The 17760-nt window shown below is 64.6% G+C and carries 20 protein-coding genes; 10 read left to right on the top strand and 10 right to left on the bottom strand.

The window, feature by feature from the left end:
- Positions 1 to 23 precede the first annotated feature (23 nt).
- Positions 24 to 917 (bottom strand): TraB/GumN family protein, encoded by an 894-nt coding sequence (locus ACSQ3S_RS01925; RefSeq protein WP_436141439.1) that lies wholly within the window; start codon positions 915 to 917, stop codon positions 24 to 26.
- 25 nt (positions 918 to 942) lie between these two features.
- On the opposite strand from ACSQ3S_RS01925, the gene ACSQ3S_RS01920 reads away from it, so the two are divergent.
- The 3 genes from ACSQ3S_RS01920 to pabB are packed head-to-tail and all read left to right on the top strand — an operon-like array spanning position 943 to position 4131.
- A complete protein-coding gene (locus ACSQ3S_RS01920) occupies positions 943 to 1677 on the top strand; it encodes a pyrimidine 5'-nucleotidase (protein ID WP_436141438.1) in 735 nt (244 codons plus the stop codon).
- A gap of 29 nt (positions 1678 to 1706) precedes the next feature.
- The gene (gene slmA, locus ACSQ3S_RS01915) at positions 1707 to 2282 is read left to right on the top strand and encodes a nucleoid occlusion factor SlmA (RefSeq protein WP_176653181.1); all 576 of its coding nucleotides are present in this window, start codon (positions 1707 to 1709) and stop codon (positions 2280 to 2282) included.
- A gap of 7 nt (positions 2283 to 2289) precedes the next feature.
- Positions 2290 to 4131 carry an aminodeoxychorismate synthase component I gene (pabB, locus tag ACSQ3S_RS01910; protein WP_436141437.1) on the top strand — a complete coding sequence of 614 codons (1842 nt, stop codon included), beginning with the start codon at positions 2290 to 2292 and terminating at the stop codon, positions 4129 to 4131.
- Between the two features lie 9 nt (positions 4132 to 4140).
- On the opposite strand, the gene ACSQ3S_RS01905 is transcribed toward pabB, so the two are convergent.
- Together ACSQ3S_RS01905 and ftrA are read right to left on the bottom strand one after the other, a co-directional pair.
- A complete protein-coding gene (locus ACSQ3S_RS01905; RefSeq protein WP_353401863.1) occupies positions 4141 to 4500 on the bottom strand; it encodes a DUF1428 domain-containing protein in 360 nt (119 codons plus the stop codon).
- 75 nt (positions 4501 to 4575) lie between these two features.
- Positions 4576 to 5532, bottom strand: coding sequence for a transcriptional regulator FtrA (gene ftrA / locus ACSQ3S_RS01900; RefSeq protein ID WP_436141436.1), 957 nt, complete (start codon positions 5530 to 5532; stop codon positions 4576 to 4578).
- Positions 5533 to 5629: 97 nt separating this feature from the next.
- On the opposite strand from ftrA, the gene ACSQ3S_RS01895 reads away from it, so the two are divergent.
- Complete coding sequence (locus ACSQ3S_RS01895; protein ID WP_436141435.1) at positions 5630 to 6034, top strand: rhodanese-like domain-containing protein; 405 nt, start codon at positions 5630 to 5632, stop codon at positions 6032 to 6034.
- Here the strand turns inward: ACSQ3S_RS01895 and ACSQ3S_RS01890 are convergent.
- On the bottom strand, positions 6029 to 6253 hold the full coding sequence (locus ACSQ3S_RS01890) for a hypothetical protein (protein ID WP_413446818.1): 225 nt from the start codon (positions 6251 to 6253) through the stop codon (positions 6029 to 6031). The two genes, ACSQ3S_RS01895 and ACSQ3S_RS01890, sit on opposite strands and share 6 nt — an antisense overlap.
- A 79-nt stretch (positions 6254 to 6332) precedes the next feature.
- Positions 6333 to 6938 (bottom strand): glutathione peroxidase, encoded by a 606-nt coding sequence (locus tag ACSQ3S_RS01885; protein WP_413446817.1) that lies wholly within the window; start codon positions 6936 to 6938, stop codon positions 6333 to 6335.
- Between the two features lie 208 nt (positions 6939 to 7146).
- On the opposite strand from ACSQ3S_RS01885, the gene ACSQ3S_RS01880 reads away from it, so the two are divergent.
- On the top strand, positions 7147 to 8181 hold the full coding sequence (locus tag ACSQ3S_RS01880; protein WP_436141434.1) for an extracellular catalytic domain type 2 short-chain-length polyhydroxyalkanoate depolymerase: 1035 nt from the start codon (positions 7147 to 7149) through the stop codon (positions 8179 to 8181).
- Here ACSQ3S_RS01880 and gabD read toward each other — a convergent pair.
- The 4 genes from gabD to ACSQ3S_RS01860 are packed head-to-tail and all read right to left on the bottom strand — an operon-like array spanning position 8153 to position 13641.
- Positions 8153 to 9607: an NADP-dependent succinate-semialdehyde dehydrogenase gene (gene gabD / locus ACSQ3S_RS01875; protein ID WP_436141433.1), complete on the bottom strand. Its 1455-nt coding sequence runs from the start codon at positions 9605 to 9607 to the stop codon at positions 8153 to 8155. The two genes, ACSQ3S_RS01880 and gabD, sit on opposite strands and share 29 nt — an antisense overlap.
- 57 nt (positions 9608 to 9664) lie before the next feature.
- Positions 9665 to 10507, bottom strand: coding sequence for a polyphosphate kinase 2 family protein (locus tag ACSQ3S_RS01870; RefSeq protein ID WP_176653189.1), 843 nt, complete (start codon positions 10505 to 10507; stop codon positions 9665 to 9667).
- Between the two features lie 12 nt (positions 10508 to 10519).
- Positions 10520 to 12130: an NAD(P)-binding protein gene (locus ACSQ3S_RS01865; RefSeq protein WP_436141432.1), complete on the bottom strand. Its 1611-nt coding sequence runs from the start codon at positions 12128 to 12130 to the stop codon at positions 10520 to 10522.
- Positions 12130 to 13641 (bottom strand): polyamine aminopropyltransferase, encoded by a 1512-nt coding sequence (locus tag ACSQ3S_RS01860; protein WP_436141431.1) that lies wholly within the window; start codon positions 13639 to 13641, stop codon positions 12130 to 12132. Before ACSQ3S_RS01860 ends, ACSQ3S_RS01865 begins: the two co-directional genes overlap by 1 nt.
- A 66-nt stretch (positions 13642 to 13707) precedes the next feature.
- Here ACSQ3S_RS01860 and ACSQ3S_RS01855 point away from each other — a divergent pair, with 66 nt between their 5' ends.
- The 5 genes from ACSQ3S_RS01855 to speD are packed head-to-tail and all read left to right on the top strand — an operon-like array spanning position 13708 to position 17208.
- The gene (locus ACSQ3S_RS01855; RefSeq protein WP_176653192.1) at positions 13708 to 14094 is read left to right on the top strand and encodes a DUF350 domain-containing protein; all 387 of its coding nucleotides are present in this window, start codon (positions 13708 to 13710) and stop codon (positions 14092 to 14094) included.
- Between the two features lie 32 nt (positions 14095 to 14126).
- Entirely contained in the window at positions 14127 to 15161 is a 1035-nt protein-coding gene (locus ACSQ3S_RS01850) for an SPFH domain-containing protein (protein WP_176653193.1), read from the top strand.
- Between the two features lie 9 nt (positions 15162 to 15170).
- Positions 15171 to 16640: a DUF4178 domain-containing protein gene (locus ACSQ3S_RS01845; protein ID WP_436141430.1), complete on the top strand. Its 1470-nt coding sequence runs from the start codon at positions 15171 to 15173 to the stop codon at positions 16638 to 16640.
- Positions 16637 to 16819: a hypothetical protein gene (locus ACSQ3S_RS01840; RefSeq protein WP_176653195.1), complete on the top strand. Its 183-nt coding sequence runs from the start codon at positions 16637 to 16639 to the stop codon at positions 16817 to 16819. Before ACSQ3S_RS01845 ends, ACSQ3S_RS01840 begins: the two co-directional genes overlap by 4 nt.
- Positions 16816 to 17208: an adenosylmethionine decarboxylase gene (gene speD, locus ACSQ3S_RS01835; protein WP_413446810.1), complete on the top strand. Its 393-nt coding sequence runs from the start codon at positions 16816 to 16818 to the stop codon at positions 17206 to 17208. The genes ACSQ3S_RS01840 and speD overlap by 4 nt, the downstream gene beginning before the upstream one ends.
- Here speD and ACSQ3S_RS01830 read toward each other — a convergent pair.
- On the bottom strand, positions 17202 to 17678 hold the full coding sequence (locus ACSQ3S_RS01830; RefSeq protein WP_353401841.1) for a hypothetical protein: 477 nt from the start codon (positions 17676 to 17678) through the stop codon (positions 17202 to 17204). The genes speD and ACSQ3S_RS01830 overlap by 7 nt on opposite strands.
- Positions 17679 to 17760: the final 82 nt, after the last annotated feature.

Here is a 17760-nt window from a genome sequence, read left to right as displayed (position 1 = left end):
CACCTCTGCAGTACCCTCCCCGACTAGTAAATCCGCTCCACCTTGAGCCCGCGCTTGCGCAGCAGTTCCGGCACGCTTCCGTTTCCGATCAGGTGCAAAATGCCGATCGCCGCCAGGCTGTTGTTTTCGCGCGCCATCAGCTTGACCATGCCGTCGGCCAGCGCCGGATTGCGCCCGTCCAGCAGGATCTTCTGCACGAAGCGGCCGGAGAAGCTGTCGTCCCTCGCCGCCTTGGCCGCCAGCGCGTCCAGCCCGGCGATATCGGCCCTGCGCCAGGCGTCGGCGATCTCGCGTGCCTGGTTGGCCTGCTCCTTGTCCTCGATGCCGGCGATGGCCTCCTCCAAGAACTTCAGCTGGTCGGCGGCGCTCATCTTGTCGAACAGCGCCATCTGGCTGTCCGCCGATTCCAGCTCGACGATTTTCTGGCCGCGCGCATGCGCCTGTTTGGACAGGTAGCCGTCCACCGCCAGCGCCGCATCGTAGCCCTGCGCCGAGAATTCGCTCACCGTCAGCAGGCTGGCCAGCAGCCACGGCTTCATCGGCGCCACCGTCTCCGGCTCGATGCCGTACTGCTTCAGCAAGCGCTCCAGCCGCAGCCGCCACGACGCCGGCAGCGCCGGCCCCGCCGGCCCGCCGCGCATCACTATGCCGTGCCGTTGCACGGCGCGCGTCAGCTGCTGCTGGTCGCCCAGCGGATCGATCTCCAGCGCCAGCACCGGCGCCCTGGCTATCACGTCCGCCACGCGCGGCTCCAGCGGATAGAAATCCGCGGCGCCGACGTGGATGGTGCCGAACAGGTACAGCGTGTGTCCGCCGTGCTCCACCTTGAACAGCGCGCCGTGCTTGTCGACCGCCCAGGCCGGACTGAGGACAAACCAGAACAAACCGCAGAACATCACTATAATCTGGCGCAGCATGGTTTCCTTTAAAGATGGCTCTGAAGTGAATATTACTCGCAACTCCCCGGTGTGGCTGTTCGATCTCGATAACACCCTGCACAACGCCTCGCACGCGATCTTCCCGACGATCATGGCCAACATGAACGTCTACATCGCCAATGTGCTGGGCGACGGCGTGACGCCCGCCGGCGAGGACGCCGTCAACGCGGCGCGCACCATGTACTGGCGGCGCTACGGCGCCACCATGCTGGGACTGGTCAAGCACCACGGCGTGCGGGCCGAGCACTTTCTGCACGAAACCCATGCGATCGCCGGCCTGACGGCGATGATCCGCGCCGAGCGCGGCCTGCGCCAGCTGCTGCGCCGCCTGCCCGGCCGCAAGATCCTGCTGACCAACGCGCCGCACCGCTACTCGACGCAGGTGCTGCGCCACCTGGGACTGCAGCGCGAATTCAGCCACCACATATCGGTGGAGGCGATGACGGTGCACCGGCAGATGCGGCCCAAGCCGTCGAAGCTGCTGCTGCGCAAACTGATGCGCCGCCACGGGCTGGCGCCCGGCCGCTGCATCCTGGTCGAGGACACGCTGGCCAACCTGCGCAGCGCGCACGAGCTGGGCATGCGCACGGCGTGGGTCACGCAATACCTGGAGGTGGGCGACGCCATCGGCCTGGCCCATCCGCAAAAAAGGCTAAATCGCCCCGCTTATGTCGATGTCAAAGTAAAATCTGTCAGGAATTTACCGGCACGCCTGCATTACCTGCGTCACCTGCATTAACCAACCCATCCATTTACTCGCGAGATCACATGGCAAGCACACCGCCGGGCCAGCGCCGCATGCAAATCCTGCAGGCGCTGGCGGAGATGCTGGAACAGCCCAAGGGCGACAAGATCACCACCGCCGCGCTGGCGCGCAAGCTGGAGTTTTCCGAAGCCGCGCTGTACCGGCACTTCGCCAGCAAGGCGCAGATGTTCGAGGGGCTGATCGAGTTCATCGAGTCGACGGTGTTCGGCCTGATCAACCAGATCGCCGACCGCCAGAGCGACGGCGCCGCCCAGGCGCGTGATATCGTCGGCATGCTGCTGCATTTCGCCAGCCAGAACCCGGGCATGACGCGGGTGCTGATCGGCGACGCGCTGGTCAACGAGGACGAGCGGCTGCAGGCGCGCATGAACCAGTTCTACGACCGCGTCGAGCTGGCGCTGAAGCAGGCCTTGCGGCTGGCCGTCACCGAAGGCCATGGACATGAAGCGGACGTGAACGCGCGCGCCGGCATGCTGGCCAGCTTCGTCATCGGCCGCTGGCACCGCTACGCCAAGAGCGGCTTCAAGAACAACCCGTCGCAGGACGCACCGCTGCAAATCGCCCTGCTGCTTTCGTAAGTTGAACATGAACGACGAAGTTTTCGCACTGCTCGATGACGCCAGCCCCGAAGGCACGCAAGCCCCGGACGCGCGCTCGCGCCTGTACACCGGCCACACCGCCACGCTGCGCTGCGACGACATCGGCCAGTGGCCGCAACTGCTGACGCAAATGCAAGCGGCGCTGACGCGCGGCGAATACGCGGTCACCGTGTGCAGCTACGAGCTCGGCGCCGAGCTGCTCGAACTCGGCGCGGCGCCTGTCGATCCGGCCCTGCCGCTGGCGCAAGTCCTGCTGTTCAAGGATTGCACGCAGCTGTCCGCATCAGAAGTCGGCGATTGGCTGGCGGCGCGTTCCTTCCCGATCGAGCGACCGGCCGGCATCGCCAACATCCGCGCCAACATCGACCAGGAAGCCTTCACCGGCGCGCTGGCGCGCATCCGCGACTACATCGAGGCCGGCGACACCTACCAGGTCAATTACACCTACAGGCTGCGTTTTGACGCGTTTGGCAGCATCCATGCGCTGTACGCCCGCCTGCGCGGCCGCCAGCCGGTTCCTTACGGCGCTCTGGTGCGGCTGGACGACGGCACTGCCATCCTGTCGCTGTCGCCCGAGCTGTTTGCGCGCCACGAGAACGGCGTGATCACCGCGCGGCCGATGAAGGGCACGGCGCCCGCCGCGCCGTCTGCGCAGACCGCCGACAATATCCAGCGCGCCACCGTGCTGGCGGCTGATCCGAAGAACCGCGCCGAGAACCTGATGATCGTCGACCTGCTGCGCAACGACATCGCCCGCATCGCGCAAACCGGCTCGGTGGAAGTGCCGGCACTGTTCGAAGTGCACCGCTACAGCAGCGTGCTGCAGATGACCTCCACCATCACCGCCAGGCTGCGCGAGGATGCCACGCTGGCCGATATCTTCAACGCGCTCTATCCGTGCGGCTCGATCACCGGCGCACCGAAGCGGCGCACGATGGAGATCATCCGCGAACTGGAGCCGGACCCGCGCGGCGTCTACACCGGCGCCATCGGCTGGTTCGATCCGCGCGCGGATGGCAAGGTCGGCGACTTCTGCATGTCGGTGCCGATCCGCACACTGACGCTGCGGGCGCCGGACAGCCAGAACGGCTTGCGCAAAGGCGAGATGGGCGTCGGCGCCGGCATCGTCTTCGACAGCGACCCGCTGGAGGAATACGCCGAATGCCAGCTGAAGGCGCGCTTCCTCACCGGCCTGAAAAGCGACTTCGAGATTTTCGAAACCATGCGCGCCACCCGCGACGGCGGCGCGCGCCATCGCCAACGCCATCTGGCGCGGCTGGCCGCATCGGCGAAGTACTTCGGTTTTTCCTGGGATGCGGCGGCGGCCGATGCCTATCTCGACACCGCCTGCGCAATGCTGGACGCCGGCATCGACTACCGCCTGCGCCTGGCGCTGAGCCCATCGGGCGCGTTCTCGGTGCAGCACGCGCCGCTGGCGCCGTTGGCCGAACCGGTGCGCGTGCTGCTGGCGCCGGATACGACGCATTCGGGCGACCTGTTCCTGCGACATAAGACCAGCATCCGCACCCGCTACGACGCCGCCTGGCGCGAGGCCGAAGCGAAGGGCGCGTTCGATACGCTGTTCTTCAACGAACGCGGAGAATTGACGGAGGGCGGCCGCAGCAGCGTGTTCGTGCGCGTAGCCGGCCGCTGGCTCACGCCGCCTTTAAGCAGCGGCATCCTGCCCGGCGTGATGCGCGCCGCGATGCTGGACGATCCGCAATGGAACGCCAGCGAGGCGGTCATCACCCGCGCGATGCTGGAAACGGCCGACGAGATCGTCGTCTGCAACGCGTTGCGCGGTGCGATGAGGGCGACACTGGCCTGAGGCCCGGCCTCACATGTCGATCATCATCTCGAAGCCGCCAAAGATCATGCGCTTGCCGTCGAAGGGCATGTTCTTCGGATCCATGTAGGCTGCGATGCGCGGATCCTTCATCACCTTGTCGTTGATGGCGTCGCGCGCGGCGCGGGATTCGTAGACGATCCATGAAAACACCACCGCCTCGTCTTCCTTCAACTCCACGCTGAGCGGGAAGGAAGTGATCTTGCCGGGCGGGACATCGTCGCCTATGCATTCGCGGAATTCCAGCGCGCCGAATTCCTTCCACACCTTGCCGCACTCGAGCGACATCTTCTTGTACTCCTCCACCTTGTCCTTGGGTACTGGAATCACAAAACCGTCTACGTATGGCATGTCCGTCTCCTTGGTTGTGTTGAGCGATTCAGATTAGCCAAGGTTGACAAAAATGACAAGCGACGCACCCTAGACCTAGATCGTGTTGGCGAAGCGGCGGCGATAGGCGCCCGGCGTGGTCGCGGCCAGGCGGCGGAAGTGGTGGCGCAGCGATTCCTCCGAACCGAAGCCGGCGCGCTCGGCGATCTGCGCCAGCGGCACATCGGGCACTTCCAGCATCTCCTTGACGATCGCCACGCGCTCGCGGATCAGCCATTCCACCGGGCCGAGGCCGGTCGCCTGCTGGAACTGCCGCTGCAAGGTGCGCGGGCTCATCGCGGCGCGCTCGGCCATGCTGTTGACGGTGTGCTGCTGCGCCGGATTGCTGCGCAGCCAATCCATCAGCCGCGACAGCCGCCCCTGCTCCCCCTGCGCCATCGGACGCGGCAGGAACTGCGCCTGTCCGCCCTCGCGATGCGGCGCCACCACCAGCCGCTGCGCCACCAGGTTGCCGACCTTGGCGCCGTAGTCGCGCCGCACCAGATGCAACAGCATGTCGAGGCCGGCGGCCGATCCGGCGGCGGTGATCACCTGGCCGTTATCCACATACAAATCGTCGGGCTGGACCGCGATTTGTGGATAACGTTGCGCCAGCCGGTCGGCATAACGCCAGTGGGTGGTGGCGCGCTGGCCGTCCAGCACGCCGGCGGCGGCCAGCACGAACACGCCGGAACAGATTGAGCACAAGCGGGTGCCGCGCCGGTGGGCGGCGCGGATCATGTCCAGCAGCGCGGGCGGCGGCAATTCGTCGGCATCGCGCCAGCCGGGAATGATGATGGTGTCGGCCCGCTCCAGCAATTCCGGCGTGTACGGCGCCTGCACGATGATGCCGCCGGCTGCGCGTATCGGCCCGGGCTCGACGGCGCAGACGGCAAAGTCGTACCAGTCCACGTCCAGCTCGGGACGCTCCAGCGCGAACAGTTCGACCGTGCAGCCGAACTCGAAGGTGCACAGGCGGTCGTAGGCCAGTGCGACGACAAGATGTTTTTTCATGGCGCAATCTTAACGCAGAATGGCTTGTGCGCCACTGCCGACGACGACGGCGCGGCCGCACAATGGCGTCACTGTCCACTCATTGAAGGAGATCAAGATGTCCGCCAAATCCCTCGTCAGCGCCATACCCGCCGCCCCCAGCGCCGCCGCCCTCGCCCACTTCGAAGCGAGTTTCAGCTATGAAACCGACTGCTGGGACGTGCACGACGCGCTGACCGGCGGCCAGCAGGATTTCGTCCTGCTGGATGTGCGCGGCACGGAAAAATACGCTGCCGGCCACGTGCCCGGCGCACTGGATCTGGCGCACCGCAAGATCATCGGATCGAAGATCGCCGAGTTCCCGGCGGATACTTTGTTCGTGGTCTATTGCGCCGGTCCCCACTGCAACGGCGCAGCCCGCGCCGCCGTACGCCTGGCGCAACTGAGCCGTCCCGTCAAAGTCATGCCGGGCGGTATCACGGGCTGGCTGGACGAAGGTTTCGCCCTGGCCACGGGATCATAAAATTTCGATGAATTTTCCGCGCTTGAAATAGCCGCGGACGGCGTAGCCGTCGAGTTCGCGGATCACCAGGTCGGGATCCTGCGGATCGACGCTGAAAACGGGGGTATCGGGATCGAGCGCATCGGCCAGCGCGGTGGCGGCGCGGTTGCACTCGGGGCGGTCGGGCGATGCTCGGACTACGATTCCACTGACTCGGACTTTCTTGCCACTGCGCGCCATTGCATCCTCCGCTGAACATTGAGCCGCCCGGGCGGCCATGTCTGTCAGACCCGGGGCAAGCTCGAAAGTTCAGGCAGGATTACATCGCCAGCGCTTTTTCCACGGCGCCGACCAGCTGCTTGTCGGTAGGCGTTACCTTGCTGCCGAAGTTGTCCACCACCTTGCCGTTGCGGTCGATCAGGTATTTGTGGAAGTTCCAGGCCGGCGCCTTGCCGGTGATCTTGATCAGGTTTGCGAACAGCGGGTTAGGTTCCTTGCCCGACACCACCGACTTGGCGAACATCGGGAACTTCACGCCGTAGGTGTTGTAGCAGAAATCAGCGATTTCCTTGCTGCTGCCCGGCTCCTGCTGGCCGAAGTCGTTCGACGGGAAGCCCAGCACCACCAGGCCCTTGCTGCCGTACTTGGCATACATCGCTTCCAGGCCTTCGTACTGGTTAGTAAAACCGCAATAGCTGGCGGTGTTAACGACCAGAATCACCTTGCCGGAATACTGGCACAGGTCCTGTGGCGCCTCGTCCTGCAGGCGCTTGAAGGTTTGCTTCAGGATCGCGGGGCAGCTGCCCGGCGCGGCGACAGGCGCCGCCGCAGGCGCGGTCGCCGCTGGCGCTTGGGCAAACGCCGAAGCGCTGGCCAGCATGGTCAGCGAAGAAATCAGGCACAACTGGGCAAGGGACTTGGACATGGTTATCGGCCGAAAAAGGAAGGGGAAATCATTCTATGCCAAACCCGACAAAATTGCCGGGAGGTCCGAAATTTCCGGCCCAGGTACTCCACACGATTGAGCGGGATTAAGCAAAATCCAAAAGCCTGCCGCACACTGGGAATCCGATCGCGCCGGCATGGAGGCCATCATGCGAATTCTTTGGTTGTTATGTCTGCTGATAGCCGGCTTGGTCCGCGCGCAGACCGTCTCGTTGCCGGCGATGAACACCACCCAGGTCAGCGTATCCGGCCTGTCGTCCGGCGCCTTCATGGCGGTGCAGTTCGAGGTGGCGTTTTCCAGCGTCGTCACGGGCGCGGGCATCATCGCCGGCGGCCCGTACTTCTGCTCGCAGGGCAGCGTGTTCACCGCCACCACCAGCTGCAGCTGCACCACCGAACTGTTTTCCTGCCGCGTGCGGCAAGGCTCGACCCACGTGCCGGACCTGATCGCCTTTACCGACTGGTTTGCCGAAGGCGGCAGCATAGATCCGACCTCCGCGCTGGCCACCCACAAGATATGGATGTTTTCGGGCAACGCCGACAGCGTCGTGCCGCAGCCGGTGATGCACGACCTGTACGCCTATCTGCGCCACTACGTCGACGCCAACCGGATTTCCTACACGCGCGACCTGGAGGCCGAGCATGCGATGCCCACCGACCGCTACGGCAGCAGCTGCAAGACGCTGGGCAGCCCCTACATCAACAACTGCGGCTACGATGCGGCGGGCGAGCTGCTGAAGTGGATCTACGGCCCGCTGTTCCCGCGCAACACCGGCAACCGCAGCGGACGCTTCATCGCCTTCGACCAGTCGGAGTTCATCCCGCTGCCGGGATGGCACGGCATGGCCGATACCGGCTATCTGTACGTGCCGCCGGCCTGCGACACGGACGCCGGCGCCGGCTGCCGGCTGCATGTGGCCTTCCACGGCTGCCTGCAGGACCTCGACGATATCGGCACCACCTTCATCGAACGCGCCGGCTACAACGCCTGGGCCGACACCAACAAAATAGTGATCCTGTATCCGCAGGCGACGGCGATTTTTCCCTACCCCAATCCCAACGCATGCTGGGACTGGTTTGCCTACGACGACACGCGCTACGCACAGAAAAACGGCCACCAGATGGCGGCCGTCAAGCGCATGGTCGACCGGCTGACGGGCGTCTCGCCGGTCACCGTGCTGGTGCGCGAAGTGCCTAGATGCCGCCCAGGCAGATGTACTTGATGACCAGGAACTCATCGAGCCCGTAGTGCGAACCCTCGCGTCCCAGGCCCGATTGCTTGACGCCGCCGAACGGCGCGATTTCGTTGGAGATCAGGCCGGTGTTGACACCCACCATGCCGCTCTCCAGTCCCTCTGCCACGCGCCAGATGCGGCCGATGTCGCGCGAATAGAAGTAGCTGGCCAGGCCGAACTCGGTGTCGTTGGCCAGGGCTATGGCTTCCTCGTCGGTCTCGAAGCGGAACAGCGGCGCCAGCGGGCCGAAGGTTTCCTCGGTCGCCACGATCATGTCGTTGCTGACGTCGGCGATCACGGTAGGCTGGAAGAAACTGTGGCCCAGCTCATGGCGCTTGCCGCCCGTCAGCAGGCGGCCACCCTTGGCCAGCGCATCGGCCACGTGCTGCTCGACCTTCTGCACCGCCTTCTCGTCGATCAATGGTCCTTGCGTGACGCCAGGCTCGACGCCGTTGCCGACCTTGAGCTTGCCCACGGCGGCCACCAGTTTTTCGGCGAACTGCTCGTAGACGCCGTCCTGCACGTAGATGCGGTTGGCGCAGACGCAGGTCTGGCCGGCGTTGCGGTACTTGGACGCCAGCGCGCCTTCGACGGCGGCATCGAGATCGGCGTCGTCGAACACGATGAACGGCGCGTTGCCGCCCAGTTCCAGCGACAGTTTCTTGATCGTCTTGGCGCTCTGCTCCATCAGCAGGCGGCCGACGGCGGTGGAGCCGGTGAAGGTCAGCTTGCGCACGGTCGGGTTGGAGGTCATCTCGGCGCCGATGTCCTTCGGCGTGCCGGTCACCACGCTGAACACGCCGGCCGGCACGCCGGCACGCTCGGCCAATACCGCCAGCGCCAGCGCGCAGTACGGCGTCGCTTCCGCGGGCTTGAGCACCATCGGACAGCCGGCGGCCAGCGCCGGGCCGGCCTTGCGGGTGATCATCGCGATCGGGAAGTTCCACGGCGTGATGGCGGCGCAGACGCCGATCGGTTCCTTGGTCACCAGCAGGCGGCGGTCCTGCCACGGCGAGGCCAGCGTTTCGCCGGCGACGCGCTTGGCTTCCTCGCCGAACCATTCGATGAAGGAGGCGCCGTAGGCGACTTCGCCGCGCGACTCGGCCAGCGGCTTGCCCTGCTCGGCCGTCATCAGCTGCGCCAGGTCTTCGGTATTTTCCAGGATCAGGTCATTCCACTTGCGCAGGATGATGGCGCGCTCGCGGGCGCTCTTCTTGCGCCAGGCCGGCCAGGCCGCGTTGGCGGCCGAGATCGCGCGCTTGGTTTCGGCGGCGCCCATCAGCGGGATGGTGCCGAGTTGTTCGCCGGTGGCGGGATTGGTGACGGCCAGCGTGGCGCCGTTGTCGGCGTCGCTCCACTGGCCGTTGATGTAGGCTTGCTGGCGCAGCAGCGTCGGATCTTTCAGTTGCAGCATGGGTGATCTCCTTCATTGCGCAAAGGATCACTATGCCACAGACGGCGACGGCGCGTTTTACTCCACGGTGAACGAGGACAGGTCGGGATGCGGTTCCGGATAGGCCAGGTCCATGCTTTCCAGCGTCTCCAGCAGCAGGCTGGCGACCACCAGGTTGCGGTGCGTCTTGGAATTGGCCGGCACGATGTACCACGGCGCGTGCGGCGCGTTGGTTTCGCGGATGGCCTTCTCGTATGCGCGCTGGTAATCGTCCCACTTCTTGCGCTGCTCGACGTCGGTCGGATTGAATTTCCACTGCTTGTCCGGATCGTCCAGGCGCTCCTGCAGGCGCTGGCGCTGCTCTTCCTTCGAGATGTGCAGGAAGACCTTGATGATGGTGGTCCCGGTCTCACTCAGCATGCGTTCGAAATCGCGGATCTGCGCGTAGCGACGCTCGCATTCCTTGGCGTCGATCATGCCCTGCACCTTGGTGATCAACACGTCTTCGTAATGACTGCGGTTGAAGATGGCGATCTCGCCCTTGACGGGCACCTGCTGGTGCACGCGCCACAGGTAGTCGTGGGCCAGTTCGTTGTCGGTCGGCGCCTTGAAGGCGGCCGCCTTCACGCCCATCGGGCTGATGCCGCTGAACATGACGCGTATCGTGCCGTCCTTGCCGGAGGTGTCCATGCCCTGCAGGATCAGCAGCACTTTTTGATTGTGCTGCGCGTACAGCTTGTCCTGCAAGGCCGAGATGCGGTCGATCAGCGCGACAGTGCGCTTGATGTCGAGCGCCTTGCCTTTGGACTTGCTCAGTTCCGGATTGGCGGAGCGGCTGGAAAAAGCATCGTCATCCGCATATTTTTCATGCAGTTTCTGCTTGGCGGTGGCGCGGAAGCGCTGGCGGGCGTCATGTGTCATGAGGCAAGCTTATCACTTTACGGCCAGCGTGGCGGCACGATAACCCCACCACGCCGCCTCCTCGAACACCGAGAAACCCGACAGGTCGGCATGCGCGAACAGGATGCTGCCGTCAGCCTCGCGCAGCGCCTTCGTGCCGGCGTTGCTGCGGAAGTTGGGCCACGGCGACGCCATCGCGTGGCCGCGCAAGGTGATGTCGACCCGCTCGACGCAAGACGCGAACTGCGCGCCGTAGGCCTCCTTCAAATCGGCGCTGGCCAGCGCCAGCAGTTCCTGCGGGCTGGCCGCCGCCAACCAGCGGCGCGCGGCCAGGGGCTTGCGGTCCGACAGCGCGACATAGGCGCTGAACACCGTCTTTTCCGGCGGCCGCACGCGGATGTCCTGGTGCGTGGAGACGACGAAGCCCAGCCCCGGCTCGCTGTACACCACGTTATCCCACGACAGTGGCTGGCTGGGCCGCTCTTCCGGAAAGCGTTTGAGCAGGAAGTTCGCCACCATCCACGGCGCGTATTCGGGGATGTGCTTGGCCGGATCGAAGCCGTATTCGGCGATGTTATCCACAACCCGCGCGGCGATGTTGACCGGCATGGCGCAGATCGCCTTGCGGGCGCGGACCAGGTAGGTGGTGGCCTTGCCGGCTTCCAGCGTGAAGCACAGCGCCTCCACCCCGTCCGCGGTTTTTTTCAGCGACACCACGGTGCCGGCCATGCGCGGCACGCCGGCCGCGTGTTCCATGCCTTTGGCCAGCGGCTGCAAGCCGCCCGGCCACGTCAGCCAGGCACCGTTGCCGGCGTTGGCGGCCTGGCCCCAGCGGCTGCAGTAGTAGTGCAGGCCGGCCCATGCCGACACCTGGTCGTAGCGGGTGCCGTAGTCGTCGCGGCAGCAGTAGTTCAGATACCAGTGCAAGGTCGGCGATTTGTAGCCGCTCTGGTCCAGCCACTGCTTGAGCGTGATGCGGTCCAGCGCCTGCCACTGCGGGTCTTCCGACGACATCACGGTCGGGAACACGAACACGCGGCGGCCATCGGCGCCCTTGGTCTGGCGCAGCCTGGTCACTTCGGCGAAGAAGCGCGCATGCTCGTCGCGCTCCCATTGCGGCACGCCGTCCGTCGGGATGAAGCCGTCCTGCCAATGGCCGTTGAACAGCAGCCGCTCCTCCGGCCCGTGCAGGATATAGCGCTCGTCGTAGTAGGGCTTCTCCGCCATCGCGTCTTTTTGAATGATGCCCAGGTCGGCCAGGATCTCGCGCACGTGCACCGACTCCGGCGACGGCAGCGGCAGGTAGTGCGCACCGGTCGGATATTCGAGATCGTCGAAAGCGCCGCCGGCCGCGTTGCCGTACGGTTGCGGGCCGTCGATCATCAGCACGTCGGACTGGCCGAGTTTTTTCAGCTTCCACGCGGCGGTCAGGCCGGCGATGCCGGAGCCGAGTATCGCGATATCGGTGTGGATAACTTTCGACGGCGGCGGCAACGGGCGGCGGTCGCGCAGATAGTGGCCTTCGTCGCGGCCCGGATAGCGGACCGTCGGCGTGATCTCCTGCCAGCGCTGGAAGCCGGCCACGCTGCCTGCCGCCACCACGCCGCTGGCGCCGGCCCACACGAGGAAGGAACGACGCAGCATCAGCGTATCACCCGGCGCCAGTCCTGCTCGAACTCGTGCACCAGCGACTGCGTGTTGAGCCGGTTCGGCTCCATCGGCAGCGGCTTCATATCCGGCGGGAAGATGAACATCTCGCGCGTGGTGTCGGCGTTCAGGTAGCGCATCGGCAGGCGGTAGTTGACCGGCGGCTTGTAGTCCGCCTGCGGCGAGGCGAGGATGAAGCCCCATTCGCCGAACGACGGCACGTAGGCGTGATACGGCCAGGTCTTCATGCCCACCTCGCGCAGCGTGGCGTCGATGGTCCAGTAGGCATGCGGCGCAAAGAACGGCGACGTCGATTGCACCACCATCAAACCATTGGCGGCCAGGTGCTTCCTCACCATGCCGTAGAACGGCACCGAATACAGCTTGCCCAGCGCGAAGCTGGACGGATCGGGGAAGTCCACGATGACGGCGTCGAACATGTCGTCGTTGTGCTGCAGCCAGATCGCCGCGTCGGCGTTGATGACGCGCACGCGCTTGTCGCTGAACGAGCCGCCATTCAGCTTGACCAGCTCCTCGCGCTTGGTGAAGGCGCCCGTCATGGCCGGGTCCAGGTCGACCAGCGTGACCTGCTCGATGTTCGGATAGCGCAGGATCTCGCGCAGCGCCAGGCCGTCGCCTCCGCCCAGCACCAGCACATGCTTGGCCCAAGGCAGCGGTTGCAGCACCGGATGCACCAGCGCCTCGTGATAGCGGTACTCGTCGCGCGAGGAGAATTGCAGGTTGCCGTTGATGTACAGGCGCAGGTCGTCCTTCCAGCGCGTGATCACCAGCCGCTGGTACGGCGTGGTGGTGGCGAACACGATCTCGTCGCCGAACAGGCCATGCTCGCCCCAGTAGGTGAGCTTGTCGGCGAAGGCGAAGCCGAACACCAGCACGCACATCACGCTGGCCGCGCGCAGCATGCGGCCGCTGACGTTTTTCAGCTCTGTGCGAAACGCGGTAATTGTCCACAGGGCGACGCCGACGTTGAGCATGCCGAACAGGAAGCCGGTGCGCACCAGTCCCAAGTACGGCGCCAGCACCAGCGGGAACAGCAGCGACACGGCCAGCGCGCCGAGATAGTCGAAGGTCAGCACGCGGCTGACCAGTTCATTGAATTCGGTCTGGCGGACGTTCAGCGCGCGCATCACCAGCGGCACCTCCATGCCGACGAAGGCACCGATCAGGAACACCATCACGTAAAGCAGCGTGCGGAACGGCGCGGCCATCCACGAAAAGGTCAGGAACAGGATCGCGGCCGACACGCCGCCGACCAGGCCGACCGCCAGTTCGATATCGACAAAGCGCGATAGCACATCCTCATCCCGTACATACTTGGAAAAATGCGCGCCGACGCCCATCGCGAACAAATAGCAACCGATGATGGTGGAAAACTGCAGGATGGAGTCGCCCAGCAGGTAGCTGGACAGCGCGCCGGCGATCAATTCATAGGCCAGCCCACAGGAAGCAACCACGAACACGGACAGGATCAGAATCTTTTTGGTCATTTGCGCTTTTTTGAACTATTATCAACGAATCATTGCCAAGTTCACCACTTTAACTGAAGGTGCGCCGTGCCCGCCATCCTAAACTATCTGATTCATCTTTTACTGGCCGCCGTGTTGCTGGCCGTGTTTTTCAAAGCCTACACATGGATGACGCCTTTTGACGAGGTTTTGCTGATACGCCAGGGGAATTTCGCGGCGGCGCTATCGCTGGGCGGGGCGTTGATAGGTTTTTCCATCACCATCGGTTCGGCACTGGTGCATACTGCCGATTACCGCGAGTTCTCCGCCTGGGCCTTCGGCGCGATGGTGGTGCAGATGCTGGCGTATGCGATCACGACCCGGGTGCTGAATATGTCGAAAGACCAGATCGAGGGCAACAACGCAGCGTTCGGCGGCCTGCTGGGCGCGATCTCCATTTCCATCGGCGTCATCAACGGCGCCTGCATTTCCTAATTTGCGTTTCCTAATTCAATGAGGATCACATCATGAGTCTCGGCAGCTTTATCAAGAAGCAGTTTATCGACGTACTGCAGTGGAACGAGGAAGTCGACGGCGTACTGGCCTGGCGTTATCCGATGCAGGACCAGGAGATCCAGAACGGCGGCGTGCTGGTGGTGCGCGAATCGCAGATGGCGGTGTTCGTCAACGAGGGCCAGATCGCCGACGTGTTCGGCCCCGGCACCCACAAGCTGACCACGCAAACCCTGCCGGTGCTGACCAACCTGAAAAACTGGGACAAGCTGTTCGACTCGCCGTTCAAGTCGGATGTCTATTATTTCAGCACCCGCGTGCAGACCGGCCGCAAATGGGGCACACAGCAACCGATCACCATCCGCGACAAGGACTTCGACATGGTGCGCGTGCGCGCCTTCGGCATGTACTCGTACCGCGTGGCCGATCCGCGCCTGTTCTTCAAGGAGATCAGCGGCACCCGCGAAAGCTACACCCGCGACCAGGTCGAAGACCAGCTGCGCGGCATCCTGATGGCGACCATGGCCAGCTCGCTGGGCAGCGCGCAGGTGCCTTTCCTCGACATGGCGGCCAACCAGGCGCTGATGGCGCAGCAGGTCAAGGGCGACCTGGCGGCGGCGTTCGGCCGCTACGGCATCGGCCTTGACGAATTCAACGTCGCCAGCGTCAGCCTGCCGGAAGAACTGCAGGCCGCGCTGGACGAGCGCATCTCCGCCGGCATGAAAGGCGGCATGAGCGCCGACAAGATGGCCGGCTTCACCAAGTACCAGGTGGCCAGCGCGATTCCGCTGGCGGCGCAGAACGAAGGCGGCATGGCCGGCATCGGCGCCGGCCTGGGTGCCGGCGTCACGCTGGGACAGGTGATGGGCCAGGCGCTCGGCTCGACGCTGGCGCCGCAAGCCGCGCCGGCTGCGGCACCAGCAGCGCCGGCGGAAGATTCGATTGAAGCCCGCCTGGAAAAACTGAAAGGGCTGATGGACAAAGGCCTGATCTCGGCCGCCGACTACGACAGCACCAAGGCCGAACTGCTGAAAAAACTGATCGGCTAAGCGCGCTACATGCAAATCGTTTCCTGTCCCAGCTGCGGTGCGGAAGTCAAATTCCGCTCGCATGCCTCGGTCATGGCCGTCTGCGAGTATTGCAGCACCAGCGTGCTCAAGGACGCCGACTCGGTCAAGGATCTGGGCAAGATGTCGTCCGTGCTGGAGGACTACTCGCCGATCCAGATCGGCACGTCCGGCGTGTTGGGCGGACGGCCGTACAACGTGGTCGGCCGCATCCAGCTGCGCTATTCGGCCGGCATGTGGAACGAGTGGTATCTGCTGTTCGACGACGGCAAGACTTCGTGGCTGGGCGACTCGTCCGGCATGTACACCATCACCGCCGAGTACAAGGGCGAAGGCGAACTGCCGGCCTTCGAGCAGTTGCAGCCGGGCCGCAACTACGGCATCTTCGGCGCGCCCTACACCGCCGCCGAAATCCGCGTCGCCGATTGCATCGGCGGCCAGGGCGAGCTGCCGTTCAAGGTCGGCGAAGGCTACCAAGCCAGGGTGGCGGACTTCCGCCGCGGCGTGGAATTCATCACGCTCGATTATTCCGATGCGCCCCGCCCCGTGGTCTACACCGGCCTGGCCGTCACGCTGGAGAGCATGCAATGCCAGCTGCTGCGCGACGCCGACACGATCCAGCGCGCGGCCGGCCGCTATCGCGGCAAGCTCGATGCGCTCGACTGCCCTTCCTGCGGCAGCGCCATCAAATACCTGCCGGGCGTGACGGCGACGCTGGTGTGCCCGGCCTGCCAGACGCAGATCGACGCGGCCAGTCCGGAAGCGCAAGTGCTGGCGGCGGGCGAACGCGTGACGCGCTACGAATCCTCGCTGGAGCTGGGCGCGACCGCCAAGATCAACAACCAGGACTTCACCATCATCGGCATGATGCGGCGCGCCGACGACGAAGGCACGGAATGGACCGAGTACCTGATGTACGGCACCCGCGCGGGCTTCTCGTGGCTGGTGGAGACGGACGAAGGCTGGTCCGGCGCCAACGTGATGTCCGAATGGCCGCTCTGGTATGCCCCCGGTTCGGAGCGGGTAACGGTGGACAAGGTGCAGTTTAACCGCCTGTATGACTACGGCTCGGTGGTGACCTTCGCTGCGGGCGCCTTCAACTGGCGCGTGGCGGTTGGCGACCGCACCCGGGTCGAGGAATTTTCGGCCGGCCAGCTGCGGCTCGCGTCCGAGACCACTGCGCAGGAAATGACGTGGTCGCGCTCTTCGCCGGTGCCGGCCGACCAACTGAAGGCCTGGTTCGGCAACCAGTTCAAGGGCCGTGTCGCGCCGTCCGCAGCCAAGGGCGGCAACGACAATCGCCGCTACCGCAACGCCGCCAAGTACATCATCTGGTTCATGCTGGCGATTAACGCGATCCCGCTTCTGATGAATTTTTCCGGCACCTGGTTCCTCAGCCTGATCGGCGCGGCGGCGATCTACCTGCCCGCGTGGTTTATGGATAACGACAGCAAATCATGAGCAAATTCTTCATCTACGCGATCATCGTCAGCGTCGTCACCTCGGGCAGCAGCTGGATGCGTGCCATGAGCGGCGGCAGCAACTACAACAGCGGCTACCGCGGAAGCACGTGGAGCTCGCATACCGGCGGCGGGGGCGGCAGCTATGGCGGCGGCTCCGGCGGCGGGGGCCACAAGTGAAACGCGAAGCGCTTCCCGGCGGCGCGGCCGCGGTCGTCCATGCGCCGTCCGGCACCCACGTGCTGGCCGACCTGAGCGGGATCGCTGCCGAAATATTAGGCAGCTGCGGCCAGCTGGAACAGCTGCTGCGCACCGCCGCCCAGGCCGCTCATGCACAGGTGCTGTTCAGCCATTTTCACGGCTTTGGCGAGGGATTGGGTGTGACGGGAGTGGTGCTGCTGGCCGAATCGCATATCTCGATTCATACCTGGCCGGAGTGCGGCTTTGCCGCCGCCGACATTTTCATGTGCGGCAGCGCCCAGCCGGAGTTAGCGCTTGCTATCATTGAAATGGCCTTGAAACCGGCTTCCAGCCAGATCAATACGATCAAGCGCGCGCCGCCTCAATAAACCCGCGCAGCGGCCTGGCTGGGCGACATGGGCTTCAGCGGGACCTCCACCGGCGCCAGTGCGGCCGTGGATGGAATGCCGGCCATATCCACGTGGCGCAGCGTGACGGTGATATTCGGCGGGTAGTCGAAGCCGGCGCCGGTGTTGCGGTCGACGATGTAGCCGATGCCGCCACCCAGCAACAAGTTGCCCCAGACCGCCTTGTTCGACTTCGACACGACGGTGGCGTTGCCGACATAGCTGTCCTTCTTGCAGTCCACGGCCAGGTCGCCGGTGCTCTTGTGCACCATGACGCTGGCCGGGCTGGTCAGCGTCCAGCTGCCGGCGTCGTTGCTCAAGGTGCAGCCCAGGCCGGCGATTTCCTTGCCGTCCAAAACGGTCTGCAACGCCAGCGGCTGCATCTTCTCGCCGATCACCGAGGCGCAACCGGTCAGCGCCATGGCGCCCAACAAAGCGACTACCCTGCTCATGCGTTACCCCTATGAATTATTGTTTTACCAATCGCAATAGTCTTAACACAATAACCCAGCGGGGCACTAAACACAAAAAAAT

Origin of the sequence: Duganella sp. LjRoot269 (assembly GCF_964254095.1) — a bacterium.
Classification (GTDB): Bacteria; Pseudomonadota; Gammaproteobacteria; order Burkholderiales; family Burkholderiaceae_D; genus Rugamonas; species Rugamonas hordei.
This window is presented reverse-complemented; position numbering and strand designations above follow the sequence as displayed.